This window comes from Variovorax sp. PAMC28562, assembly GCF_014303735.1.
Taxonomy (GTDB): Bacteria; Pseudomonadota; Gammaproteobacteria; order Burkholderiales; family Burkholderiaceae_C; genus Variovorax.
In genome coordinates, this window is the sequence record NZ_CP060296.1 from 3,735,997 (window position 1) to 3,759,567 (window position 23,571).

General features: G+C 63.2%; 20 protein-coding genes and 1 pseudogene. 12 read left to right on the forward strand and 9 right to left on the reverse strand.

Annotated elements, in window-relative coordinates:
• Window positions 1-84 precede the first annotated feature (84 nt).
• Window positions 85-537: a hypothetical protein gene (locus tag H7F36_RS17565; protein ID WP_187052016.1), complete on the forward strand. Its 453-nt coding sequence runs from the start codon at window positions 85-87 to the stop codon at window positions 535-537.
• Window positions 538-686: 149 nt separating this feature from the next.
• The gene (gene mdlC / locus H7F36_RS17570) at window positions 687-2,372 is read left to right on the forward strand and encodes a benzoylformate decarboxylase (protein WP_187052017.1); all 1,686 of its coding nucleotides are present in this window, start codon (window positions 687-689) and stop codon (window positions 2,370-2,372) included.
• A gap of 28 nt (window positions 2,373-2,400) precedes the next feature.
• On the opposite strand, the gene H7F36_RS17575 is transcribed toward mdlC, so the two are convergent.
• From H7F36_RS17575 to H7F36_RS17590, 4 genes are all read right to left on the reverse strand, one after another.
• Window positions 2,401-4,590 carry an ATP-binding protein gene (locus tag H7F36_RS17575; RefSeq protein WP_187052018.1) on the reverse strand — a complete coding sequence of 730 codons (2,190 nt, stop codon included), beginning with the start codon at window positions 4,588-4,590 and terminating at the stop codon, window positions 2,401-2,403.
• A gap of 185 nt (window positions 4,591-4,775) precedes the next feature.
• Window positions 4,776-5,339: a response regulator transcription factor gene (locus tag H7F36_RS17580; protein ID WP_315971425.1), complete on the reverse strand. Its 564-nt coding sequence runs from the start codon at window positions 5,337-5,339 to the stop codon at window positions 4,776-4,778.
• On the reverse strand, window positions 5,299-5,589 hold the full coding sequence (locus tag H7F36_RS17585; protein WP_187052019.1) for a DUF1330 domain-containing protein: 291 nt from the start codon (window positions 5,587-5,589) through the stop codon (window positions 5,299-5,301). Before H7F36_RS17585 ends, H7F36_RS17580 begins: the two co-directional genes overlap by 41 nt.
• A 91-nt stretch (window positions 5,590-5,680) precedes the next feature.
• The gene (locus tag H7F36_RS17590; RefSeq protein WP_261802359.1) at window positions 5,681-6,067 is read right to left on the reverse strand and encodes a DUF1161 domain-containing protein; all 387 of its coding nucleotides are present in this window, start codon (window positions 6,065-6,067) and stop codon (window positions 5,681-5,683) included.
• A gap of 190 nt (window positions 6,068-6,257) precedes the next feature.
• Here H7F36_RS17590 and H7F36_RS17595 point away from each other — a divergent pair, with 190 nt between their 5' ends.
• From H7F36_RS17595 to H7F36_RS17605, 3 genes are all read left to right on the forward strand, one after another.
• On the forward strand, window positions 6,258-7,202 hold the full coding sequence (locus H7F36_RS17595) for an ornithine cyclodeaminase family protein (protein WP_187052020.1): 945 nt from the start codon (window positions 6,258-6,260) through the stop codon (window positions 7,200-7,202).
• 8 nt (window positions 7,203-7,210) lie between these two features.
• Window positions 7,211-7,384, forward strand: a complete 174-nt coding sequence (locus H7F36_RS17600; RefSeq protein ID WP_261802360.1) for a hypothetical protein — start codon at window positions 7,211-7,213, stop codon at window positions 7,382-7,384.
• 223 nt (window positions 7,385-7,607) lie between these two features.
• Entirely contained in the window at window positions 7,608-9,314 is a 1,707-nt protein-coding gene (locus H7F36_RS17605) for a M14 family zinc carboxypeptidase (protein WP_187052021.1), read from the forward strand.
• A gap of 73 nt (window positions 9,315-9,387) precedes the next feature.
• Here the strand turns inward: H7F36_RS17605 and H7F36_RS17610 are convergent, their stop codons facing one another.
• Together H7F36_RS17610 and H7F36_RS17615 are read right to left on the reverse strand one after the other, a co-directional pair.
• Window positions 9,388-11,481, reverse strand: coding sequence for a diguanylate cyclase (locus H7F36_RS17610; protein ID WP_187052022.1), 2,094 nt, complete (start codon window positions 11,479-11,481; stop codon window positions 9,388-9,390).
• 192 nt (window positions 11,482-11,673) lie between these two features.
• Complete coding sequence (locus H7F36_RS17615; RefSeq protein ID WP_187052023.1) at window positions 11,674-12,162, reverse strand: MarR family winged helix-turn-helix transcriptional regulator; 489 nt, start codon at window positions 12,160-12,162, stop codon at window positions 11,674-11,676.
• A 133-nt stretch (window positions 12,163-12,295) separates the two neighbouring features.
• Here H7F36_RS17615 and H7F36_RS17620 point away from each other — a divergent pair, with 133 nt between their 5' ends.
• Window positions 12,296-14,194: an FAD-binding monooxygenase gene (locus H7F36_RS17620; protein WP_187052024.1), complete on the forward strand. Its 1,899-nt coding sequence runs from the start codon at window positions 12,296-12,298 to the stop codon at window positions 14,192-14,194.
• Window positions 14,191-15,612: an MFS transporter gene (locus tag H7F36_RS17625; protein ID WP_187052025.1), complete on the forward strand. Its 1,422-nt coding sequence runs from the start codon at window positions 14,191-14,193 to the stop codon at window positions 15,610-15,612. The genes H7F36_RS17620 and H7F36_RS17625 overlap by 4 nt, the downstream gene beginning before the upstream one ends.
• A gap of 260 nt (window positions 15,613-15,872) precedes the next feature.
• Here H7F36_RS17625 and H7F36_RS17630 read toward each other — a convergent pair whose 3' ends face one another.
• A complete protein-coding gene (locus H7F36_RS17630; protein WP_187052026.1) occupies window positions 15,873-16,493 on the reverse strand; it encodes a carboxymuconolactone decarboxylase family protein in 621 nt (206 codons plus the stop codon).
• 274 nt (window positions 16,494-16,767) lie between these two features.
• On the opposite strand from H7F36_RS17630, the gene H7F36_RS17635 reads away from it, so the two are divergent.
• Window positions 16,768-18,069: an aspartate aminotransferase family protein gene (locus H7F36_RS17635; protein ID WP_187052027.1), complete on the forward strand. Its 1,302-nt coding sequence runs from the start codon at window positions 16,768-16,770 to the stop codon at window positions 18,067-18,069.
• 204 nt (window positions 18,070-18,273) lie between these two features.
• Here H7F36_RS17635 and H7F36_RS17640 read toward each other — a convergent pair.
• Window positions 18,274-18,858, reverse strand: a pseudogene (locus tag H7F36_RS17640) (IS5 family transposase); the annotation flags it as partial.
• Between the two features lie 98 nt (window positions 18,859-18,956).
• Here H7F36_RS17640 and H7F36_RS22305 point away from each other — a divergent pair.
• From H7F36_RS22305 to H7F36_RS17655, 3 genes are all read left to right on the forward strand, one after another.
• Window positions 18,957-19,079 carry an ANTAR domain-containing protein gene (locus H7F36_RS22305; RefSeq protein ID WP_261802361.1) on the forward strand — a complete coding sequence of 41 codons (123 nt, stop codon included), beginning with the start codon at window positions 18,957-18,959 and terminating at the stop codon, window positions 19,077-19,079.
• Between the two features lie 159 nt (window positions 19,080-19,238).
• On the forward strand, window positions 19,239-20,018 hold the full coding sequence (locus H7F36_RS17650; RefSeq protein ID WP_187052029.1) for a class II aldolase/adducin family protein: 780 nt from the start codon (window positions 19,239-19,241) through the stop codon (window positions 20,016-20,018).
• A 129-nt stretch (window positions 20,019-20,147) separates the two neighbouring features.
• Window positions 20,148-21,413 carry an arsenic transporter gene (locus tag H7F36_RS17655; RefSeq protein WP_187052030.1) on the forward strand — a complete coding sequence of 422 codons (1,266 nt, stop codon included), beginning with the start codon at window positions 20,148-20,150 and terminating at the stop codon, window positions 21,411-21,413.
• Window positions 21,414-21,657: 244 nt separating this feature from the next.
• Here the strand turns inward: H7F36_RS17655 and H7F36_RS17660 are convergent, their stop codons facing one another.
• Window positions 21,658-22,638, reverse strand: a complete 981-nt coding sequence (locus tag H7F36_RS17660; RefSeq protein ID WP_187052031.1) for an aldo/keto reductase — start codon at window positions 22,636-22,638, stop codon at window positions 21,658-21,660.
• 358 nt (window positions 22,639-22,996) lie between these two features.
• Between H7F36_RS17660 and H7F36_RS17665 the strand changes: the two genes are divergently transcribed.
• Window positions 22,997-23,365, forward strand: a complete 369-nt coding sequence (locus tag H7F36_RS17665; RefSeq protein ID WP_187052032.1) for a hypothetical protein — start codon at window positions 22,997-22,999, stop codon at window positions 23,363-23,365.
• The last annotated feature ends 206 nt before the right edge of the window (window positions 23,366-23,571 follow it).

A 23,571-nucleotide genomic window follows, 5' to 3' on the forward strand; every position in this document is an offset into this window, starting at 1 on the left:
CCGACACGTCGCGAGGGCGTCTCGCCGCCAAACTGACCTCCATGGGCGACGAGGTGTCTCCCTGCCATTCAATAGAGGTCTTTCATGAATCCAGACATCGTCAAATCCCCATCGCAACTAGCCGATGAAGCCCGTGGAACTGCAGGCGACGCATTCGACACCGCAAAGAATTTTGCGCAAGCCTCCCGCGCTGTCAGTGACGACGCACTGAGTTCGGTGAAGGACTCTCTGCAGGACAGCGCCGATGACGCAAAGGTTCTCGGCCGGGATGCAGCCAGCGCGGCCCGCAGCTATGCGCGCGACGCCCGGCAAACCGGCAAGGATGCGATCGAGACAGGCCGCGCCTACGCGCAGGACGCCGTCAACGCCGCTGGAAAAAAAGTTGCCGACATCAAGGATCAGTTGTCGACAGCGCGCAAGCAAAGCGAGCAATACATCATGGACCAGCCTGTGCGCGCGACCTTGATCGCGGCAGCAGGCGGTGCGGTGCTGACAGCGCTGCTCGTGTCGTTCATGCGAAAGAGCGATCGTCGGTAGTCGTTAGCTTCCGGGAAGCCGCGCGCGAGTGCCGGGTTTGCAGACGCGGGAAATTGCGTCTTAGGGACCCTGCCCGCGCCGACGCGTCGCAAGGTCTGAACACGAGGCAAGATACGGGCGAAACCAAGCCTGAATCACAGAAGACTTCGATGACAAAAAACCCTGCCACCGACATCGCACTGAATGACGGTGCCAATGCTGTCGCCGCTACAGCATCCGCAACCGCCGCAAGCACCCATGTCACCGTCCGCACCGCCGTGCTGGACTTGCTCCGCGCTTTCCACATGACCACGATGTTCGGTAACCCCGGCTCTACGGAGCTCGGACTGTTCCGCAACTTCCCCGCGGACTTTCGCTACGTGCTGGGCCTGCAGGAAGCGGTGGTCGTGGGCATGGCCGATGGTTATGCGCAGGCCACCCGCAACGCCAGCTTCGTCAACCTGCATTCGGCGGCCGGCGTCGGTCACGCGATGGGAAACATCTTTACCGCGTACAAAAACCAGACACCGATGGTGATCACCGCCGGTCAGCAGGCAAGGTCGATCCTGCCCTTCGACCCCTTCCTTTTTTCCGGTCAGGCGACCGAACTGCCCAAGCCCTATGTCAAGTGGAGCGTGGAACCGGCGCGCGCCCAAGACGTGCCGCTTGCGATGGCCCGCGCTTACTACATCGCCATGCAGGAGCCGCGCGGTCCGGTGCTGGTATCGATTCCCGCCGATGACTGGGACTGCCCGACCGAACCGGTGTTGCCCCGCGTGGTGAGCACCGAGTCCCGTCCCGAACCGATGGTGCTCGGTCTCATCGGCGATGCACTGGACGCGAGCGGACGCCCTGTTTTTGTCGTGGGCACCGCGGTCGACCGCTGCCAGGCCTGGGATGCGGTAGTGGCGCTGGCCGAGCGGCATAACGCCAGCGTGTGGGTGGCGCCGATGTCGGGCCGCTGCGGCTTCCCGGAAGACCATCGCCTGTTCGCCGGCTTTCTGCCCGCCATGCGCGAGAAGATCGTGCAGTTGCTCGGCGGTCACGACTACATCTTTGCGGTCGGTGCGCCGGCCTTCATCTATCACGTGGAAGGCCACGGCCCGCACGTGCCCGCCGGCGCCACGCTGGGCCAGTTGATCGACGACCCGACGATGGCGGCATGGACTCCGGTCGGCACCACCGCCGTGGGCAATATCCGGCTCGGGGTGCAGGACTTGCTGGAGCGCTCCCTCGCACCGCAACTCGCGCGGCGCGCCCTCCCCGCGCCACGTGCCGCCCGACCGCTTGCGACACCACCACAGGAAGGCGAACTGATGTCCGTCGCCTATGTCCTGCAGACCCTCGCCGGCCTCCGCGCACGCGACAGCATCGTGGTCGAGGAAGCGCCCACCGCGCGCTCGGTCATGCACGCGTACCTGCCGATGCTGGAAAGCGGCGGCTTCTACACGATGGTCAGCGGCGGGCTGGGCCACAGCATGCCGGCCGCCGTGGGCGTGGCGCTGGCCGAGGCGCAGGCGAACAGCGGGCGCAAGGTGATCGGCCTGGTCGGCGACGGCTCCAGCATGTACTCGATCCAGGCCTTGTGGAGCGCAGCACAACTGAACCTGCCCATCACCTTCGTGATCCTGAAGAACCGCCGCTACGCTGCTTTGCAGGATTTCGCGCCGGTGTTCGGTTTCGAGCCTGGTGAAGCACTGCAGGGAACCGACTTGCCCGGCATGGACTTCGTCGCGCTGGCGAAGGGTCAGGGTTGCGACGCAGTAACGGTACGCGATGCCAGCCAGCTCACCGAGGTGCTGAGAGCAGCGCTGTCCGCGGCCCGGCCCACGCTGGTCGAAGTGGACGTGGCCTAGCGCCTGACGTGGCGACCACTGCCGACGACTAACGCGTCTTGGGCACCGACACGGTAAAAGTCACGCGGCTTCCGTCGTGGCTGTACTCCAGCTTGCCGCCATGCCCCTTCGCGATTTCGCTCGCGATGTACAGCCCCAGCCCGAGACCGCCGGGGTTTCGCACGTTGCCGATGGAGCGCGGCTTGAACGGATCGAAGAGCGTGCTGATCGACGTCTCCTCGATCGGCGGCGCCAAGTTGGCGACGCGGAGCACCACCATCGGGTCTTCGTCGGCCAAACGAACCCAGATCGACTCTCCAGCCACGCCGTGGTTGCGCGCGTTGCTGATCAGGTTGTTGACCACCTGCGACATGCGATCGGCATCGAAATCGGCATGCAGGGACGGCGGTAGCTCAGTGAATATCGCCACCTCCGGATGCGCAAGATGCGCATCCTCGACCAGGCCGCGAACGAGCGCCGACACATCGCCAGGCACGCAGTTGAGTCCGAGCCCGAGTCCGGCCCGCAAGCGGCTCATCTCGAACACTTCACCGATCAGCCGCTGCATGCGTCCGATGGACGTAGAAATGCGTTTGCCATAGCCCGCGTGCCGATCGGGACTGCCCTGCTCCAGCATCAGGCCCATCATGCTGATCGTCTGCAGCGGATCGCGCAGGTCGTGTCCGAGCACCGCAAGCAACTGCGCCCGGGCCATTTCCATGCGCGCGGCGCGTGCCGCACCGGCGCGCGCCAGCGACTCCATAAGGTCGTGCGCGATGACGCGGTCGGCGTCGTCCCAAGCCACGGAAGTGCCTTCGACCGTCTGCCGCCATTCGGCCAGCGAGCCTTGCGGCGTCAGGCGCGCGCCGAGCGGGCCGATGCGCTCGAGCTTGGCCGGAATGCCGCTCCACACAATGGTTTCGACCTGTTCGCGTCGCAGCAGAACGATCCAGCCGCGGTTCACCCGGTCGATGCACAGCGCCATGAATCCGAAGAAAGGTTGCAGTGCCAGACGCAGCGCTTCGGGCAGTTTGGCGGATTCGTGCAGCGCGATCAGGTCCTGCTCTGCGGTGTCGAGCCAGTGCAGCAGTTGGGCTGCGCTTTCCTTGGGCAACGCATCGCACGACATCAGTCCGCCGTAGCTGCACAAGGTGGCGTCGAACGACATCACGCGGCCGAGCGCGTCGGTCATGTCCGGAAAGGCGGTCGCGAAGTCGTCGCTGCCAAGCAGCAGGTCTGTCAGATTTTTACGAACCTCGACCGCAGCCAGCCGTCGCTTGGCGTCCAGCCGTTCGACCGCGCTTTGGACCGAAGACGACAGCACGTGCGACAGCACATCGCACGTCATGCGTACCGCATACGGCACGCGGTGTGCCGTGCCGTGATGACAGGCGATCAAGCCCCAAAGCCGCCCATTCACCACGATAGACAAGCTCATCGAGGCACAGACCTGAATATTCTTCAGGTACTCGATGTGGATCGGCGAGACGCTGCGCAAGACCGAGTAACTCAGATCGAGGGCGCGATCGGTCGGATCGTGCGCATCGATGGGCACCTGCTCGTCGTGCACGTCGGCAATCAAGCGCAGCGGATTGCGCACGTACAGCGCTCGCGCCTGCACCGGAATGTCGGAGGCCGGAAAGCGGCGACCCAGAAACGGCTCGAGCGACGGGATGCGCACTTCTTCCACAACCTCGCCGCTGTCGTCCTGGTGAAAGCGATAGGCCATCACGCGGTCGAAGCCGGTGAGTTTGCGCACCGTTTCGACCGCTTCCGAAAGCATGGTGGAGATGTCGCGTCGACTGCGCATCTGACCCATGCTGCGATGGGCCAGCAATGCGAATGCGGCAAGATCCTGATCGCGTGCCGCACGCTGTTCGAGCTCCACGATCACGCGGCCGTCGTAGGTGTGGAGCACGACGTCGAAGACGCGCTCTCCGGATGCCAATTCCATGGTGAGCGGCGCGCTCTCCCGTCCGGTCTCGGCGTCTCGCAGCGCGGCAGTTATCGCAGCCCAGAAGGCGGCTTCAGAATCAGGAAACGTGATCGGCAAACCCTGGCCAGGCTTCGGCAGGCTGGTGATTACATTGCCTGCATTGCGGCTCGCATGGGTGAGTCGGCCCCGCAGATCGAATGCAATGAGCGCCCCGTGCGGCTGAATGTGCCCGGGCACATGGATCGGCTCTCGATCGCAGTTGTCCAGGTCGATGGTCGAGAGATCGACCACCACCCGCGTCACGACACCTCTAACGATGACGGACAGAGCGCTCGGAAAAAGTGAGTCGGACCGCAGCAGCAGCGACGTGCCCGCCTGCGGGGCAATGAGAGCGGGTGACGAGCAGTTAACATTTAGAGGAAGGGTACTCTCATTTGCTTACTGAAGAACCTGCCGTCGCGCAGGCCGTATGCACACAACCGAAACAACTAAGCCGCCCCGCTTTCGACGATGCGCACGTAATCGAGAAACTCGTCGAGTTCCGTCGATTTGTCGAACACGGCATCGGCTCCGAGCGCCGCGCAACGCGAACGCAGATTAGGGGTGGCGTAATTGCTCAGCACCACCACCCGCTGCAGCGGACTGCGCTCGCGAATGGCGCCCAGCACCGCGAGGCCATTGCCCTCTGCAAGAAACAGATCGACGACAGCCAGATCCCAGGCGTTGCGGTTCGCCTGCAACCAGCGGTTGGATTCAAGTGCCCCGTTTGAAAAACTGACGACCTCGATCGCGGCCAGCTCGACCAGTGTCTCGATCAGGTTGGTTCTGATCAAAGGGTTGTCCTCGACAATGAAAACGCGAAGCGCCATCTGATTTTCGGTCCTGCGGGATGGTTGCCACGCTCGCCTCCGGGTGGACAGCGCAAAATCGATTGTCAGGCGCCAACGGCACCCTCTCCTGTCGGACTGAGCGCCGTCCAGACCAATGCACGTTGCAGCGCGCTCAAGAAACTCAGACGCCTTCGATGATCCGGATATCGCGCTCGGCGCCATCGCCCAGTGCTGCCAGCGCCTCCTGATAGGCCGCACTGTCATGCGCGGCCATCGCCTGCGCGACGCTGTCGAACTCGATCAGCACTGTGCGCGTCATCAGGCCGTGTTCGTAGACCTTGGCCGGGTCGCCGCGCGCCAGGAAGCGGGCGCCGTTGGCGGTGAGCGCGGGGCCGGCCAGCTTGGCGTAGGCAGCCAGCTTGTCGGAATCTTTGACCGCGCGGTAGGTACTTACCCAATAGGCTTTTGGCATGGTGTTCTCGTGTCCTTGTTTTCAGGGCAATTAGAACCCGCGACTGTGCCGCGGGTCTTGGAGCGCGGCAAGTCCCGCCGCGACCTGACGTTCACTTCTTGCAGTCGCCACCCGCCGAGACGGAGCCATCCTTGCACTCGGTCAGGATGACATCTTTCTTGGCCCGCGGAACTGCAGCGGGAGTGCCGGACGTTGCGCTGGCCGAGCCGGTCATAGCCGATGAGGACGGCGCATCCATCTGCTGGTACACGATCGACTTGGCGCCCATCTCGCAACTCCCGACCACCTTGCCACGTGTGCCGGAAGCGGCGCCTGCGTCCACTATGGTCACGGCGAAATTGGCCACGCCGGACGCTGCGATCTTGGCTTCGATCTGCGAGCGCAATGCATCGCAGTTGCCGGCGGCGCTGGCGGTGCCGACCGTACCGGCCGCAGCGGCAAACGCGAGGACCAGTGGAATCAACGGGAGTTTCATCATCGGTGCTTGCCTCGAAAAAGAGTGCATGGGCGAAACAGTCTAGCGCTCAGACCGAAAGAGGCCTGCACTTGCAAGTGCTCGCGCCGAAGGCGCTGTCGATGTCGATCTCGGTGTCTTGCCTCCGTGGTTGAATTCATGAGATGTCGAACGCTCAGCACCACCGCTCACCCTGCCCACACGCAAGCACGCCATGTTGATCATCGATGCGCCGACGACGCAGCAGGCGTTGCCCTTTCCCACGTTGATCGAGGCGTTACGTCGCATGTTCCTTGCGGGCTGCGAGGTACCGCAGCGCCATGTCCACCAGGTGGCGGCGATCGCACCCGAGCGACCGTCGGGCGTCACTTCGCTGGTCATGTCGGCATGGAACGCGCGCTACTACGGCGTCAAGATCGTCAACATCGCGCCGGGCAATGCAGCGCTTGGATTGGCCGGGCTTCACTCCAGCTACCTGCTGCACGACGCGACGACAGGCGTGCCCCTGGCATTGATCGATGGCGATGCAATCACCGCGCGGCGCACGGCAGCCGCCTCTGCCCTTGCGGCCTCCTTGCTGGCGCGTGATGACGCACGGCATCTGCTGGTGGTCGGTGCGGGAAAGGTCGCCCGATTGCTTCCCGAAGCCTATCGCGCAGTACGGGCCATCGATCGCGTCACTGTCTGGGCGCGGTCATCGGACCAGGCCGCAGCGCTGGTAAGCGAGCTGTTCGTTGCAGGCATCGAAGCGACAGCTTCGACCGACCTCGCCGCCGCCGTCGCAGAAGCCGATGTCGTGAGTTGCGCCACGATGGCCACGTCGCCAGTGGTGTTCGGCCAGTGGCTGGCAACCGGCAGTCATCTGGATCTGATCGGCGGCTTCACCCCGGCGATGCGCGAGACCGACGATGCCTGTTTCATGGGCGCGAGCATCTTCGTGGACACCGAAGAGGCGCTGCAAAAGAGCGGCGACTTGCTGGGTCCAATGGAACGCGGCGTGTTCGAGGCGACCGACGTCAAGGCCACGCTGGCGCAACTGATGGCGGGCGAAAGATCGGGCCGGAGCAATGCATCGGAGCGCACCGTGTTCAAGTCCGTGGGTACAGCACTCGAAGACCTCGCTGCAGCGGTGTTGGTCTACGAATCGCAACGCGCGTAGTTGCCCAAGTGCCAGCCGGCTTGTCGGCCTGCATCGCAGGTATCGCCGCACGCATCGAGCGCGAATTCTTGCGCTGGAACGACTTCGACAAGAGCGCACGCGTAGCAGCTTATTCGGATGTAGGCGTCATAGAGCTGATGCCCATCGCCGACACTTCGCAGTTCGCCTTCAAGATGTGCTGATAGGCGCGCTGGAACCCGAGAAGGATCTGGTTGCGCTCGAGGTAGGCATCCAAGGTGATCGGACCGGTGTGCCTCTTCTCGCTCTATCACCTGATGGAAGTGGAGTCGTGGCTAAAGTGACGGACCCTATGCAGGCCATCGTCGATACACCCGCGAGTTGCTGGCGAACTGCTATGCCGCGCAGCGGCTGGACCTCGTGGGCGAATAAATAAAGGAGTCACGCATGACGTCCCCGACCAGCCCTGCCTATCCCACGCCCTTTGAACGCGGCAATGGCAACCAGACCACCACCTGGACCGAATGCATCGCCTTCTACGAGCGGCTGGCCGAGCGATTCCCGGGTGTGCTGCGATGGTGGCAGATCGGCACGTCCGACACCGGCCTGCCGATGCACGCTGGCCTGGTCACGGCCGACGGCGTGTTCGACCGCGACACCTTGCGCAAGCAGGGTCGCCCGGTGTTCTTCAACAATAACGGCATCCATCCCGGCGAACCCGAAGGCATCGATGCCTGCATGGCGCTGGTTCGCGACTTTTGCCTTGAGCCTGAGCGACTGGTGTCGCTCGGCGACACGGTGTTTCTTTTCATCCCGGTCTATAACGTCGACGGCTGCGTGAACCGCCAGTCCACTTCGCGGGCGAACCAGCTCGGCCCCGAGTCGTTCGGCTTTCGGGGCAACGGCCGCAACCTCGACCTCAACCGCGACTTCATCAAGTGCGACAGCCTGGCCGCCCAGGTGTTCAACCGCTTCTTCACCTGCTGGGACCCCGATGTGATGGTCGACACCCACACCGCCAACGGTGCCGACTACGCCTACGCCATGACCCTGATCCCGACCCAGCCCGACAAGCTGGGCGGCGGCCTGGGCGACTTCCTGCGTGAGCGCATGCTGCCTGCGATATATGGAGACATGGAGCGGCGCGGCTGGCCGACCTGCCCTTACGTCAACCTGCTGGGCGAGACGCCGGACGACGGCATCGAGGATTTCCTCGATCTGCCGCGCTTTTCCACCGGCTACGCCGCGCTGCACCACACCATCGGCTTCATGCCCGAGACCCACATGCTCAAGCCCTTCGCCGACCGCGTGGCCGCGATGCGCACGCTGGTCGAGGTGTTGCTGGACTTCAGCGTGGCGCAGTCGGGGCACATCCAGCAGCTTCGGCGCGAGGCTCGGGTCGATGCCGCACGCCGCACACAGTGGCCGCTGCGCTGGCGCAACGACCACGAGCGGCCAGCGCGCATTCGCTTCAAGGGCTACACGGCAGTGCTTACGCCGAGCCGGCTGGGCAACTATCAACGGCTCTCTTACGACCGCGGCCAGCCCTGGGAGAAGGACATCGTCCACTTCGACCGCTGTGTCGAGGAACAGGTGGTGACGACGCCGAAGGCCTATCTGGTGCCCCAGGCATGGCGCGAGGTGATCGAGCGGCTGGAGTGGAACGGCGTCGCGCTGCAGCGCCTGGACGCCGACCGCCTGTTCGATGCGGCCCGGGTGTACCGGGTGCTGGAGGTCGGCACGCTCGCGACCGCCTACGAAGGCCACATGTTCCATGACCGAGTGCTGCTGAGCACGCACGCCGAGGCCATGCAGGCGCGCGCCGGCGATGTGTTGGTGCCGCTCGACCAGCCCCAGGCCCGCTACGCGGTCGAGACCCTGGAGCCTGAAGCGCACGACAGCTTCTTCCGCTGGGGGTTCTTCAACAGCGTGCTGGAGAAGAAGCAGGCCTCCATCTCGGCCTACGTCTTCGAGGACACGGCCTTGCAGATGCTGGCCGACGAGCCGGCGTTGCGGCAGGCGTTCGACGAATGGAAGGCCGCGCATCCGGCGCAGCTGTCCGACCCGCAAGCGGTGCTCGGGTTTCTGTTTGCCCACGGCAAGCGCCATGCCGAGCCGGAGTGGCGGCGCTATCCGGTGGCAGCGTTGATGTGACCTGCGGGTCCAGCATCTGGTTGTCGAAAAACGGATGAGGGGCGCGCCGAATTCAGGTGTTTTTTTGCGACCTTCAATGCGACGTGCCCGTCGCAAAACGCACCGCATCACGCCCCGATGCCTTGGCCGCGTAGCAGGCTGCGTCGGCAGCATCCATCCATCCCGCAAGCGACAGGTGCGTGGCATTCAGTTCGGCAATGCCCAGACTCGCGCCCACTTGCAGGACGCCCTGTCCCCATGGCAGCCGAACGTCGCGAACTGCGCCGCGCACAGCCTCTGCGATGCGCAGAGCGTCATCATGCGAGCACCCGTCCAGCAGCAGCGCGAATTCATCTCCTCCGATGCGTGCGACCAGATCGCCGGAACGCACCTGACCGGATATGGCCTTCGCCACCGTCAGCAGCATCAGGTCACCCATCAGATGCCCAGCGGTGTCGTTTACAGGTTTGAAGCGGTCCAGATCGATGAACACCATGGACGCCGGCTGGGACGACGGAAAGGTGTCTATCAAACGACTGGCGCGCGCTTCAAATGCTTTGCGGTTGGCCAGACCGGTCAGGGGATCGTGTGTTGCCGCCCACTCCAGGAGCTCACGCGAAGCGCGCAACTCTTCGACATCACTGAACGTCCAGACCGTGCCACGCGACGTGTTGCGAATATCCACCGGACTGCATCGCAATGCCGCCCAGAAACTGCTGCCGTCACGCCGGCGCATCTGCCACTCGCCCCCATAGGCCTCCCCCGAAACGAAAGCTGCATCCTGCTGGATCAGGAATGCCTCAAAGTCCGCGTGTGCCCAGAAACGAGCGGCCAGGTCTTCGACCAGCAGGTCATGCTCCGTGCCCGCGAAGAGCCGGCAGAACTCCTTGTTCAGCAACTCGAACCTCAGGCCCTGTGCAAAGGCGATGCCCATGGGCGCCGCAGACATGACCGAGGTGAGTTGACCCATGGTCCGGGCCCTCTCGCGCTCCAGCCGTGTCCGGTCGATCCCCACTCGCCGAAGGACCTTGCTCAGATTGGCAATCTCGCCGCTGGCCCGCGGCCATCCAGTCTCCGGCGGATAGGCTGCGTCGAACATGTGCCGCGCACGATCCTCCAAAAGAGCCAGCGGCCTGAGCAGCCACCACAGGGTGCCCAGCACCAGCGGCAGGAGAACCAGCACCAGTGCGGCGGCGGTAGACAGCGCCCGGACACGGGCGGCGTGCAGGGGCGCCAGGAGATCCGCTTCGCTTCGCACCCGCCAGATCATCCAGTCGGGGCCTGGCACGCCCGCTGCGCTGACAACCTCATGCGGTTGGTCCAGCGCGAGTCCGGTCGGCTCCACGGGCGCGCCCTTGGCTTGCCATGAAGCAAAGGCAACGGCCAGGCGGGGTTCATCGGACAGAGGCTGCAATAGCCGCGCGCGATTGGGGTGTGCCAGGATCTGCCCCAGCGCGTCGGTCACCACCACCATCGCCGTGGCGTCCTCGCTCTGAGAGTCCACCAAACCCTCCAGCAGGTCACGGTTGTCCAGGCGCATCGCGCCACCCAGAACAGCGAAAACCCCCTGCTCATCGCGCACGGGTTGCGCAAAGACAATCACCGGCGCGCCGCTGAGCTTGCCCGGAACTGCCTGCGAAATCACGCTTCGAACCTGCATCAGGGTCTGCTGGAAGTAAGGGCGCTGCGAGAGATTGACTGTGGGTCGGCTGGTGCCGGTCGCATCCATCGAAATCCGAACGCTTCCATCCGGTGCTGCCACGAAGACATTGGAGAACAACTGTTGGAGTACGGACTGGCTCAAGGCAAAGCGGTGCAACGCGTCGGTATCGTCCAACGCCAGCCGTTCCAGCCGGCTCGACGCGGACCCGAGCGCGCGTTGGAGGGCAACCACGTGACCGGACAGGCGAGACGCCGTGCTGGCGGCTTCATCGATTTCGCGCCGGCGCTCAGCTGACAACGTATCGGTCTCCGCGCTTTGCAGGAAGACCAGCGTGATGAGCGTCACGCTCATCACCATGACAACCATGCCGCCCAACAGCAGGCGAACTTTGAGGAAGCCGAGCCAACGCAAGACAACCGACCCAGCCTGTTTGATCCCGATTTCCGATCGCATACCGTAAGTGTGACGGCTCAAGCCGGGAAAACGCGTGAAGTCGCACACGGTCACCGTATAAAGGTGCGCCATCCCTCGCACAGACGGCCGCACTTGACGCCATGCTGAATCGCCTGACCGAAAGGAGTCACCATTGACTGCTGTGGGCGCGGGTTGAGATGCGTACCCTGCGATCGCCCATCTCAGTGGCTGCGGATGTCGATGAGCTGCCGAGGCGTCTGCACTCCACCCCACACTTCGCAACAGGCTCCGCCGTCTGACTTGTTAAAGACCTTGAGCCGGCGCCCCGCCAGGTGCTCGGCTCCTGTCATTGTTGGTCGACACCAGCACGCGCAGCATGCGCATGAACTCCTTGCGATCGGCCTTGGGCAGCGGCTCGAGCATGCGCACTTGCGCCCGCAACATCGAGGGAACCACCGCGACGAGCACCGCCCGCCCCTCGTCGGTCAGGGTGAGCAGCCGCACTCGTTTGTCTGTCGGCGAGGCACTGCGAAGAACCAGCACGCGGGCTTCGAGCCGGTCAATGACGCTGGCAATCGTCGAGGTGTCGAACCCGATGGTCCTCGCCAGTGTCCGCTGGTCGATGCCGGGACTGTTTGCGATTCCCTGCAACGCGGAGTACTGGACCGGCGTCAGGCCATGCGGCTCGGTCTCCTGCAGAAAGACCGACACCGCAATCTGTTGCAGCCGCCGGATGTAGTGACCTGGCAAGGTTTCAAGATCAAGGGTCGAGGTGCTTGCTTTCGCTTTCATGTCGTCCTGAGTGGTCGAGGGTGAACCCTGATGTCTACAACTGACTTTATCACTACACTAACAATCAGTATACTGACGATCAGTATGCATTTCATGTGAGGAAAAGAATTCCAATGAATGCAATGGACACCCCGTGCAGTTCTATCTGAATGGTTACGCGCCCGGCGATCCTGACCTCGCCGGCAAGGCGTTTCCGGACACGGTCGATGTCCTTGTGATCGGCAGTGGCCCGGCTGGTGCCCTGTTGGCCGCCCAGCTGTCGACCTTCCCGAAGATCACCACGCGGTTGATCGAACGTCGCCCAGCTGCGCTACAGGTTGGACAGGCCGACGGCATCGCCTGCCGCACGGTCGAAATGTTCGAGGCGTTCGGTCTGGGCCAGAGGCTCATGCGTGAAGCGTATTGGGTCAATGAGACCGTGTTCTGGCGCCCATCGAAGCATGACCGCACACGCATCGAACGTACCGGCCGCGTCCAGGACACCGAGGACGGCCTGTCGGAGTTTCCGCACCTCATCGTCAACCAGGCACGACTGCAGCAGTACCTGCTCGACTACATGCGCATGTCGCCCTCGCGGCTCGTACCGGACTACGGACTCGACTTCGTCGGACTCCATGTCGAACCCGCAGGCGAGCATCCCGTCGTGGTGACGTTGCGTGACGTCGCCACGGGGCGGCAAAACACCGTGCGTGCCAAATATGTCGTCGGCTGCGACGGTGCGCACAGCAAGGTACGCGATGCGATCGGTGCGGTGCCCCGCGGGGACTTTGCCAATCATGCTTGGGGCGTTGTCGACATGCTGGCGGTCACCGACTTTCCGGACATCCGGCTCAAGGCCGCCATCCAGTCGGCGGACGACGGCAACATCCTGCTCATTCCGCGCGAGGGCGGCTACATGGTGCGGCTCTATGTCGACCTCGGCGAAATCGACCCGGCCAGCCGCGACGCGTTCCGCTCCGTCACCCAGGAGCAGGTCATCGAGACCGCGCGGCGCGTGCTGCACCCGTACACGCTGGACGTCAAAAGCGTGGTGTGGTTCGCCGTGTACCAGGTCGGGCAGCGCGTCACGGACCGCTTCGACGACGTACCCGTCGATCAGCTCGCCTCTCGCCTTCCGCGCGTCTTCATTGCGGGCGACGCCTGCCACACGCACAGCGCGAAGGCTGGCCAGGGCATGAACGTCTCGATGCAGGACGCGTTCAACCTCGGCTGGAAGCTCGCCTCGGTTCTCGATGACCGCGCCGCGCCGGAGCTCCTGCGCACCTACTCTGTAGAGCGCCAGGCAATTGCGCAGGGCCTTATCGACTTCGACAAGGAGTGGTCGAAGATCATGGGATCGGCACCGCAAGACCCAGACCATCCCGAACTTGGCGGTGTCGACCCGCAGGAACTTCAGGCTTACTTCGTGAAGTCCGGTCGGTACACCGCCGGCGTCGCGACGCACTACGCGCCGACGACCGTACTGACGGCCCACGCGACCCACCAGGCTCTAGCCAAAGGCTTCACGATCGGCATGCGCTTCCATTCAGCGCCCGTCGTGCGGCTTGCCGACGCGAAGCCGATGCAGCTTGGCCATGCGGCGCGTGCCGACGGCGCCTGGCGTGTCTACGCGTTCGCCGATGCAAGCGGCGCGCGGCTGCGCAACCTAGCCGCTTTCCTGGCGGAATCTCCTGATTCGCCAGTCTGCCGCTTCACGCCAGCAGCATCGGACATCGACAGTGTCATCGACTTTCGCGCCATCTTCCAGCAGAGGCACCTCGACCTCCGGGTGGACGAGCTGCCCGCGCTTTTGCTGCCGCGCAAAGGGTGCTTCGGCCTCATCGACTACGAGAAGACCTATTGCGCCGACCGCATGACGGGTTCAAATATCTTCGAACTCCGGGGCATCGACCGCGAGCACGGCGCCATGATCGTGGTGCGTCCCGACCAGTACGTTTCGAGCGTGTTGCCGCTGGATGCTCACGCAGATCTCGCTGAATTCTTCGACCGCTTTCTGCTGGACCGCCACCACGCCAAGGAAACACGAACATGACAACCAGAACCAGAACAACAACATCGTCATCGTCATCGTCATCGACATCGACATCGACATCGGCCTCTGACACCGCGCAGCAAGCCCGGCGTCTGCGCACAGTGCTCTGGGTGGTGTCGCTGGCGACCGTCGGTCTGGTGTTCGACGGCTATGACCTCGTCGTCTACGGCACGGTGGTCTCGACGTTCCTGCGCGATGCATCGCACATCGGCACCGTGACCCCGGCGATTGCCGGCGTGCTTGGCAGCTATGCCCTGTTCGGCGTGCTGGTCGGTGCGCTGCTGGCCGGCAGCGTGGGCGACATTGTCGGGCGGCGCAAGGTGATGCTGTTCGCCTATGCCTGGTTTTCTGTGGGGATGGCACTGACCGCGTTGTCAACAACGTCTGCCGCTTTTGGCTGGCTGCGCTTCGCCACCGGCCTGGGCGTCGGCGCCCTCGTTGCGACGACCGGCGCGCTCGTGTCCGAGTACGCGCCCAAAGGAAGGAAGAACCTGTGCAATGCCATTGTCTATGGCGGCATCCCTCTGGGCAGCCTGCTCGCCGCCCTCCTCGCCATCCTGCTGCTGCAGCACATTGGCTGGCGCGGCATGTTCAACATTGGTGCCTTGCCGCTGTTCACGCTGCTGCCTCTGGCGTACTTCAAGATGCCCGAATCCGTCGCCTGGCTGGCTTCGCGCGGCAGGATGGCTGAGGCTCGGGTCCTTTCCGAGAAAACTGGTGTCGAGCTCCCAAGCGAGGTGGTCGAGCTGGCCGGGCAGCACGGAATCGCCGACGAAGGCAAGGCGGGCTTTGCTGGCCTCTTCGGCGGCCACTACCTTTTCCCCACCATCGTGCTCGGCCTGATGAGTGCCACCGGCCTGGTGCTGGTGTATTCGCTCAACACCTGGTTGCCCGAACTCATGCTTCGCGCCGGCTTCAATGCCAAGGGTTCGTTGTCGTTTCTGCTGGTGCTCAATGGCGGCGCACTGCTCGGCGCCCTGCTGGCCTCGGGCGCGGCAGACCGCTTCGGTCCGAAGCCGGTCGTTGCGATCTGTTTCGCCACCGGCACCATCGCGCTGATCTTGCTGACACTGGGCTTCCCGCTAGCGGCCTTGTTGCTGATCGTCGCCATTGTCGGGCTGGGAACAAGCGGTACGCAAACCCTGATCTACGGCTTCGTTGCCAACTACTACAGGACCAACGTGCGCGGCGCAGGCGTCGCATGGTGCGCAGGCTTTGGCCGGCTCGGTGGCGTCGGCGGCCCAATGCTCGGCGGTCTGCTTATCGGCGCTGGATTCGCGCTGAATTCCATCTTCTACGTTCTGGCGGCGCTGGGTGTCGTCGGGGTGGTTCTGACCCTGCTTATCCCCGTCAGCAGCACCTCGCTCGGCACCCATGCGGCGCCTGAACCGACGGGCGATGCTCTAACGGTCGGATAGAAGCAGTAGCCCTCACCCTGAGATCCTGGCTCGGAGCCTCACGCCCGGCGCTGGACTGCGGAGCTGTCGCCATGCCCTCACAGTCCATGAAAAGCATCGTCAACCCAATTCGATGCACCCGCGTAACGCCGTGACGAAGTCACGATAGTTGAAAACGAGCAGTTCTCCGGCGCCGGGATCAGCTATGCGAACCTTCGATGTCCGACGACAAACGCTACCCGTCAATGTTCGGTCCGGTGCTGCCTACAACGACAGAACCGCTATTGCGGCAGTCTCCTGAGCCCGACCTGGCCCTCTGGAAGCTTGTATTGCGCTGAATTCAGTTGCATTGCCAGTAATGTGTAGTAGCCGGCGATCCCGGTCAGATCCACCACACCTTTGGTTCCGAAGCGGGTTTTGACCCGCTCGAATGTGACATCGGACACTTGCTTGTTCTTTGCAAGCTCGGTGGTGTAGCTGTAAATCATGTCTTCGTCCGAACTCATGCCGACAGGACGACGTCCTTCTGCAATAGCATCCGCAACCTCTTTGGAGATGCCGGACTTCAGGGCCAACGGATAGTGATACCACCACTCGAAGTCCTGTGTCCATTCGCGGGCGATGATGAGAATGACCAGTTCGCTCATCGTGTTGCCGATCGCCGATTTGTAGCGCAAGTAATCACCCATCGATCGCGAGAGTGTCATGACCTGCGGGCTGTGCATCAGGGGCTCGAAGGGTCCGAAAACCGGGCCCTTGCGCGCCACTTCAAAATCAGCGGCAGCCTGGGCCTGCTCGGGCGTATAGGCTGCCGGAGGAATGATCGGCAGCCGGTCTTCTGCATGAACCTGAATTTGGAGCAACAGGATGCTGGCGGCGAATAAATGAAAGAAGCGGGGCATCAGGTTCCAATGGTGCGTGAATCAAATTCGAATCGTCCGACGATGAGCGGCTGAAGCAGGAAGACGACAACATTCCTGCGTCTCGTTCCTTGGCTGAACGATACGATCATTGCTCAATCCTCTCAGAGTGTTCAGCCTTCTCAAAAGCTGGGGCCATTCGGTCGAGTTGGCGTCTCATGAAATAAGTGGGGCTGATAGCTGCATTCGGAAATATTAGCTTTCCTTGAGGTTGCCGAGTTCGTACGCTGGGTCACCAATTCACCTGGAGTACCCGATGTCCCGCAACGACGACCCCGATTTCTGGCAAGCCGCGCGTCGGCACCTGATCCGCTACGGCGGCGCCTTTGAACCGATGATCATCGAGCGGGCGCAAGGCAGCTTCGTGTATGACGCGGACGGCCGCGCGATCCTGGACTTCACGTCGGGCCAGATGAGTTCGCTGCTGGGCCACGGGCACCCTGAAGTCGCCGCTGTCGTGGCCGAGCACGCACGCAACCTCGACCATCTGTTCAGCGGCATGCTCAGCCGGCCCGTGGTGGAACTTGCGACCCAGCTTGCCGCCATCACGCCGCCCGGACTCGACCGCGCCATGCTGTTGACCACCGGCGCCGAAGCCAACGAGGCCGCCATCAAGATGGCGAAGCTCTACACCGGCAAGTTCGAGATCGTTAGTTTTGCTCAGTCGTGGCACGGCATGACCAGCGGCGCGGCGTCGGCCACCTACAGCGCGGGTCGCAAGGGCTACGGTCCTGCGGCAGTGGGTTCGTACGCGATCCCCGCGCCCTACCCTTACCGGCCGCGCTTCGAGCGCGACGGCCAGTTCGATTGGCAAGCCGAACTCGACTACGCCTTCGACCTGATCGACCGGCAATCGAGTGGCAACCTCGCAGCCTTTATCGCCGAGCCGATCTTGAGTTCAGGTGGCCTTATCGACCTGCCGCTCGGCTACCTCGCAGCATTGAAGAAGAAGTGCAGCGAGCGCGGCATGCTGCTGATCCTGGATGAAGCACAGACCGGCGTGGGCCGCACCGGCACGATGTTCGCCTTCGAGCGCGACGGCGTGGTGCCGGACATCCTGACTTTGTCGAAGACGCTCGGCGCCGGCTTGCCGCTGGCGGCAGTGATGACATCCGAGGCGATTGAAGACGAGTGCCACGCGCGCGGCTTTCTTTTCTATACGACCCATGTATCCGACCCGCTCCCGGCTGCGGTCGGCCTCAAGGTGTTGGAAGTGGTGCAGCGAGACCGACTGGTCGAACGCGCATGCGTTGCCGGTCAACGCCTGGAGAGCGGATTGCGCGCGCTGCAGGAAAGCGTCGACTGCATCGGCGATGTGCGCGGACGCGGCCTGCTGCTGGGCATCGAGATCGTCAAGAGCCGAGCCGGCAAAGAATCCGCGCCCGACCTGGGCGTCGCCATCACGCGTGAGTGCATGAAGCTGGGCCTGAGCATGAACATCGTGCAGTTGCCCGGCATGGGTGGTGTCTTTCGCATCGCGCCGCCGTTGACGGTGAGTGACGAGGAGATCGATCTGGGGCTCGATCTGTTGAAGCGGGCGATCGGGGCTGTGGCTTAGCCGGCTCTGGTTGCCAACGGGTCAGAAGCAAGCCCCAATTTGGCACTGCCCGCGGCGCATTGCAAGTTGCAGTAGCGAGCCGCCCAGCGTTGCCCTAACTCGACAGAACCGTCATCTCGGCATCGGGGCTTGGCCCGCGATGAAAGACCAAGTCTTCCACTACGCGACCGTGCCCGAGGTGGTCTTCAATGATGCGATCCATGGCACGAGGCCCGACTGTGCGTCCACGCCGATGTGCGCCTTCATCCCGAAGTGCCACTGCTTGCCCTTTCGGGTCTGATGCATCTTCGGGTCGCGTTTGCCTTCCGCGTTCTTGGTCGAGCTGGATGCGGCGATCAGCGTGGCGTCCGCCGCCGTGCCTATGCGCAGCAGCAGGCCTTTGGCCTGCAGGATGTCGTCGACCACGCGCAGCATGTCGATGGCCATGTCGTGGGCCTCCAGCAACTGGCGAAACCGCAGGATCGTCGTCTCGTCAGGCAGGCGGCTCACCCAATCACGCAAGCCCGCGAACTCCCGGTACAGCGGCACGTCGTGCAGCGACTCTTCCATGGCTGGGCCGCTCAGGCCGAACCACTGTTGAAGGTAATGAATGCGCAGCATGGTTTCGATGGCAAACGGCGGGCGACCGGTCTTGGCCGGAGGTGTACGCGGCTGGACGATCTGCACCAGTGCGCTCCACGGCACGACTCGATCCATCTCGTCGACAAATTCGCGCTTGCGCGTCTTCTTCGTCGACAGATTCAGACCCAGGCCAAGCTGATTGGGCAGTGTCACGCGTTTAGAAATCATGGCCTCAGATGATGCAAAGAGTGGGTCTGTTTTGCAGACCTCCCTTAGCGGTGAATCAGATCAATGAAGCTAAAGCCATCCTTGTAAGGACGAGAAACATGAGCGATAGCGAAGCCTACCGGGCAATTCGTGAGCAAGCGATGAGCAAGCGTGTACCCATCGAAGAGATCGCGTGTGCGATCGTTCATGCCAACGGGGTTCTGTCACGCTCTGACACGTGATGTGCCGAAGATATATTCGATCTATGTTGAATCACCTCAAGAATTGAGGCCTCAACGACTTCTGCGACGATTCAAGGTGAACAGGCGTCAGCGGGCCTGACGCCCGATCTGTCCAATGACATATGCTCCATTCATCTTCAGTAACAGGAGTCTGATGTGATGGACATCTTTGCCAAAGTAGTACCTACCGCCCGCGATGCATCGATGTCCGACTCGGAATGGAAGGCCCGCCAGGAGCTCGCTTGCGCGTATCGGCTCTTTGACCATTTCGGCTGGCACGAACTGATCTACAACCACATCACTGTTCGTGTGCCAGACACACCCTATTTCTTGATCAATCCGTTCGGACTGAGATACGGCGAAGTTCGTGCCTCGAACCTGGTCAAGATCGACGTTGAGGGTCAGATCATTGGTGAGTCTGCCTACTCAGTGAATCCTGCGGGCTTCATCGTCCACTCTGCCGTCCATGCAGCGCGGCCTGACGCGCATGCCGTCGCGCACACGCATACGACGGCAGGTCAAGCCGTCGCATGCCAGAAGGGCGGACTGTTGCCCTTGAGCTTCACGTCGATGTTTTACACAGATGCCATTGCTTACCATGATTTTGAGGGCATCACCCTTGACCGCAGCGAGCGGGAACGCCTTGCCAAAAATCTGGGCAGCAAGTCGTTGATGATTCTGCGCAATCATGGGCTGCTGGCCTGCGGACCGAGCTTGGCACATGCTTTTCTAGACCTGTATCACTTGCAGCGCGCCTGTGAAGTTCAGGTAGTGGCTCAAGCGGCCGGCGAGGCAATGCTGCTACGGCCACCGCCGGAAGCGGCCGTCCGCAGTGCCTTACAACACCGCGTCGCAATGGACAGGGGCCTGGAACCGGCAATGGCATTCGCCGCGATGGCGAGGATGATGATGGAGAAGGACTCGACCTTCCTCCAATAGCAGGGTCGGTTGTCGCCTCTGCCTGGGTTCGCAACATAGGGCGCATGAGCGGAGTAAGGCCTGCTCGGAACCCGACTGGAAGCAGCGCGAACGGCCGGCACTGGTGAAATCCGCGCCATCATTCACCCAATGACCCTCGCTCCCCATGAAGCCCACCTCGCAGCCTGGGCCATCGCCGCGCTGACTGCGGCCGGCGTCATCGTGCGGCCATTCAAATGGCCTGAAGCCGTCTGGGCCGTGAGCGGCGCCCTGCTGCTGCTCGTGTCGGGCTTGCTGCCGATCGACAACGCATTGCAAGCTGTCGGCAAAGGATGCGACGTCTACTTGTTTCTGATCGGGATGATGCTGCTGTCTGAGACAGCCCGGCGCGAGGGCCTGTTCGACTGGGTCGCGGCGGTGGCTGTCAATCACTCGCGGAGTTCGCCGCAGCGACTCTTCCTGCTGATCTACGGCGTGGGCGTTGTGGTGACCACTTTTATGTCCAACGACGCCACGGCGGTGGTGCTGACGCCTGCCGTTTATGCCGCGGCGCGCAAGGCCAAGGTCGAGCCTTTGCCTTACCTGTTCATCTGCGCGTTCATCGCCAACGCGGCGAGTTTCGTGCTGCCGATTTCAAACCCGGCCAACATCGTGCTGTACGGCGATCACACACCGCCGCTCGGCCCCTGGCTCGCGCGTTTCGCTGTGCCCTCGTTGCTGTCGATCGTGGCGACCTACGTCGCTTTGCGCTGCACGGAGGGTCGCCGGCTTCCGGTCACTTGCGAAAGCAACGTCCAGGTCACGCCGCTCTCGACCGGCGCCCGCACGGCGCTGGCCGGCCTCGGCCTTACTGCCGTCGCGCTGCTGGTCGTGTCAGCGCTCGACTTGCAGCTCGGCATGCCGACCGCCGTCATGGGTGTGCTGACCACCGCGATCGTATTGATCATTGCCCGCGAGTCCCCTTGGGAAACCGTCAAAGGCGTTTCTTGGTCGGTGCTGCCTTTGGTGGCCGGCCTGTTCGTGCTGGTCGAAGCGCTGGCTGCGACCGGCGTCATCGCGCAACTGGCTCGGCAACTGGTCGCGGGCGTGGCGCGATCGCCGGATGCGACCGCGTGGATTTCGGGTGGGCTCATCGCGGTCGCGTCGAACCTGGTCAACAACCTGCCCGCCGGCCTGGTCGCGAGTTCGACCGTGGCCTTGGCGCACCCGCCGCAGCAGGTCATCGATGCGCTGTTGATCGGTGTGGACCTCGGCCCCAATCTGTCGGTGACCGGTTCGCTGGCAACCATTTTGTGGCTCACAGCGATCCGTCGCGAAGGCGAACACGTCGGCTTCTGGCGGTTTCTGAAATTGGGCGCCATCGCGATGCCGCCGGCGTTCGTTCTCGCGCTCGGTGCGCGGTTGCTTTTCGACTGATACCGGCCAATTTCAACGGGGCTCGCGGCAAACAGCCTGTGAGGGCACGCGCCTTGCATCGGTCTGCTGTACTTCGGCGTCCTATGCTGCAATTTCTTTCTTGCCGCCTGGGCCGGCTGGACGAGCCGCAGGGCTTCTACATGCGAAGCCGATGCCGGCGCAGGAACTGGCGACGTGGTGGCTGCGTGAGCGTGAACGGCAGCACAGCGCTACTTGAAATTCAGCCTGCAATTCAGGCTGAATTTCAAGAAAAACCGACCACCGCGTGCGGCACGTACGGCGTCTCGAGTGCGGCAATGTCTTCTGCGCTTAGCGTGAGCGCCAGCGCTGCGATCGCATCGTCCAGTTGTTCCAGTTTGGTCGCACCGATGATCGGCGCGGTAATGCCCGGCGTTTGCAGCACCCAGGCCAGCGCGACCTGGGCGCGCGGCACGCCCAGCCCGGCCGCGACTTTGGCCACTGCCTCGACCACGGCGCGGTCGGCGTCGGCCGTCTTCGCGTACAGCGAGCGGCCGAAGTCATCCGTTTCGACCCGGGCACTGGTCGTGTCCCAGTCGCGAGTGAGGCGTCCACGCGCCATCGGGCTCCACGGAATGACGGCGATGTTCCGGTCGCGGCAGAGCGGCAGCATCTCGCGCTCTTCTTCGCGGTAGAGCAGGTTCACGTAGTTCTGCATCGACACGAAGCGGGTCCAGCCATGCGCGTCGGCAACCGCGAGCGCGCGCGCGAACTGCCACGCGAACATCGACGAGGCGCCGACATAGCGCGCCTTGCCCGCCTTGACCACGTCGTGCAGCGCTTCCATGGTTTCTTCGATCGGTGTGCCGTAGTCCCAGCGATGGATCTGATACAGGTCGACGTAGTCGGTGCCTAGCCGCTTCAGGCTGGCGTCTATTTCACCCATGATCGCCTTGCGCGACAAGCCGGCGCCGTTCGGACCAGGCCGCATGCGGCTGTTCACCTTGGTCGCAATGACGACGTCTTCCCGGCGCGTGTAGTCGGCCAACGCACGGCCGACGATCTCTTCGCTGCTGCCATCCGAATAGACGTTGGCGGTGTCGAAGAAGTTGATGCCGAAGTCGAGCGCCTTCTTCAGGAACGGGCGGCTCGCCGCCTCCGGCAAGGTCCACGGGTGATTGCCGCGCTCGGGCTCGCCGTAGCTCATGCAGCCGAGGCAGAGGCGCGACACCTGAAGGCCGGTCTGACCGAGACGAACGTATTTCATGGGCGGCTTCTTTCTTGGTTTGCTGGATCGGCGCGTCATCATGACAGCCGAATCTGTGGAGTTCTGCCCAGTCCCCAAATGTCAACTGTCTGTAACTCGTTTGACTTTCGAAGCAGCCGTTTAACAATCGTGCGAACTTTTGGTTACACACGACATGAACTCACCTCGTTGGCTTGGCAGACTTCGCCACATCCTTGCTGGCTTTGGGCCGACACGCGGCAAACGCGCGTCCACGAAGTCGAGGGTCGCTGCTTCGGCAAGGTCTGCCACGCGGTCGTCGGCTCTGCCTAGAACCGATGCGCAGCCCTTACCCGCGAAAGTGACGAAGGCAGCGCCGGCCACTGCCACGGTAATCACCATGACCGTGCCGGTCTCTGTGCCGGTGTCCGTCAAAGTGGCAACCCCGGTGAAAGCCGCACCGGCATTCGCACTGGCACTCGCACCGACGCCCGCACAGATGCCCACACACACGCCTGCAATGGCGACAACCCCGCGTACGGGCAAGCCGCAACGCACGCTCGTCGAAGTCCGGGCTGACCTGGCGCGTCTGCGCGAAAGTTCGCGGGAGCGTCAGGCAGAGCGCGAACGCACGCACGACACCAATTTCGCACCGACTGATTTCATGGACTTTTCCGAGCACGAGATGCAGCTGGTCAAGCCGCAGCCGGCATTCGCTCCCACGGCCTATCTGGACTTCGGCGCCGCCAGGGCGCGCCAAAGACGCTAGAGGAAAAGGCGCCAGCCGGGCGCCTTTCGCCGCTCACCCGCTCACCCGCTCACCCGCTCAGCCGCTTTCCACAGTCACACTGGAATCGCAGCCGCGGCCCGCAGCGACGAATCGGTGATCCCAGCGCGCGACCCACGGCGCGGCCCGACGCAAAGCTTTCGGCAAGAAGTTGGCAGGCTGCTCAGCTGTTCGGTCCAAATCGCTGA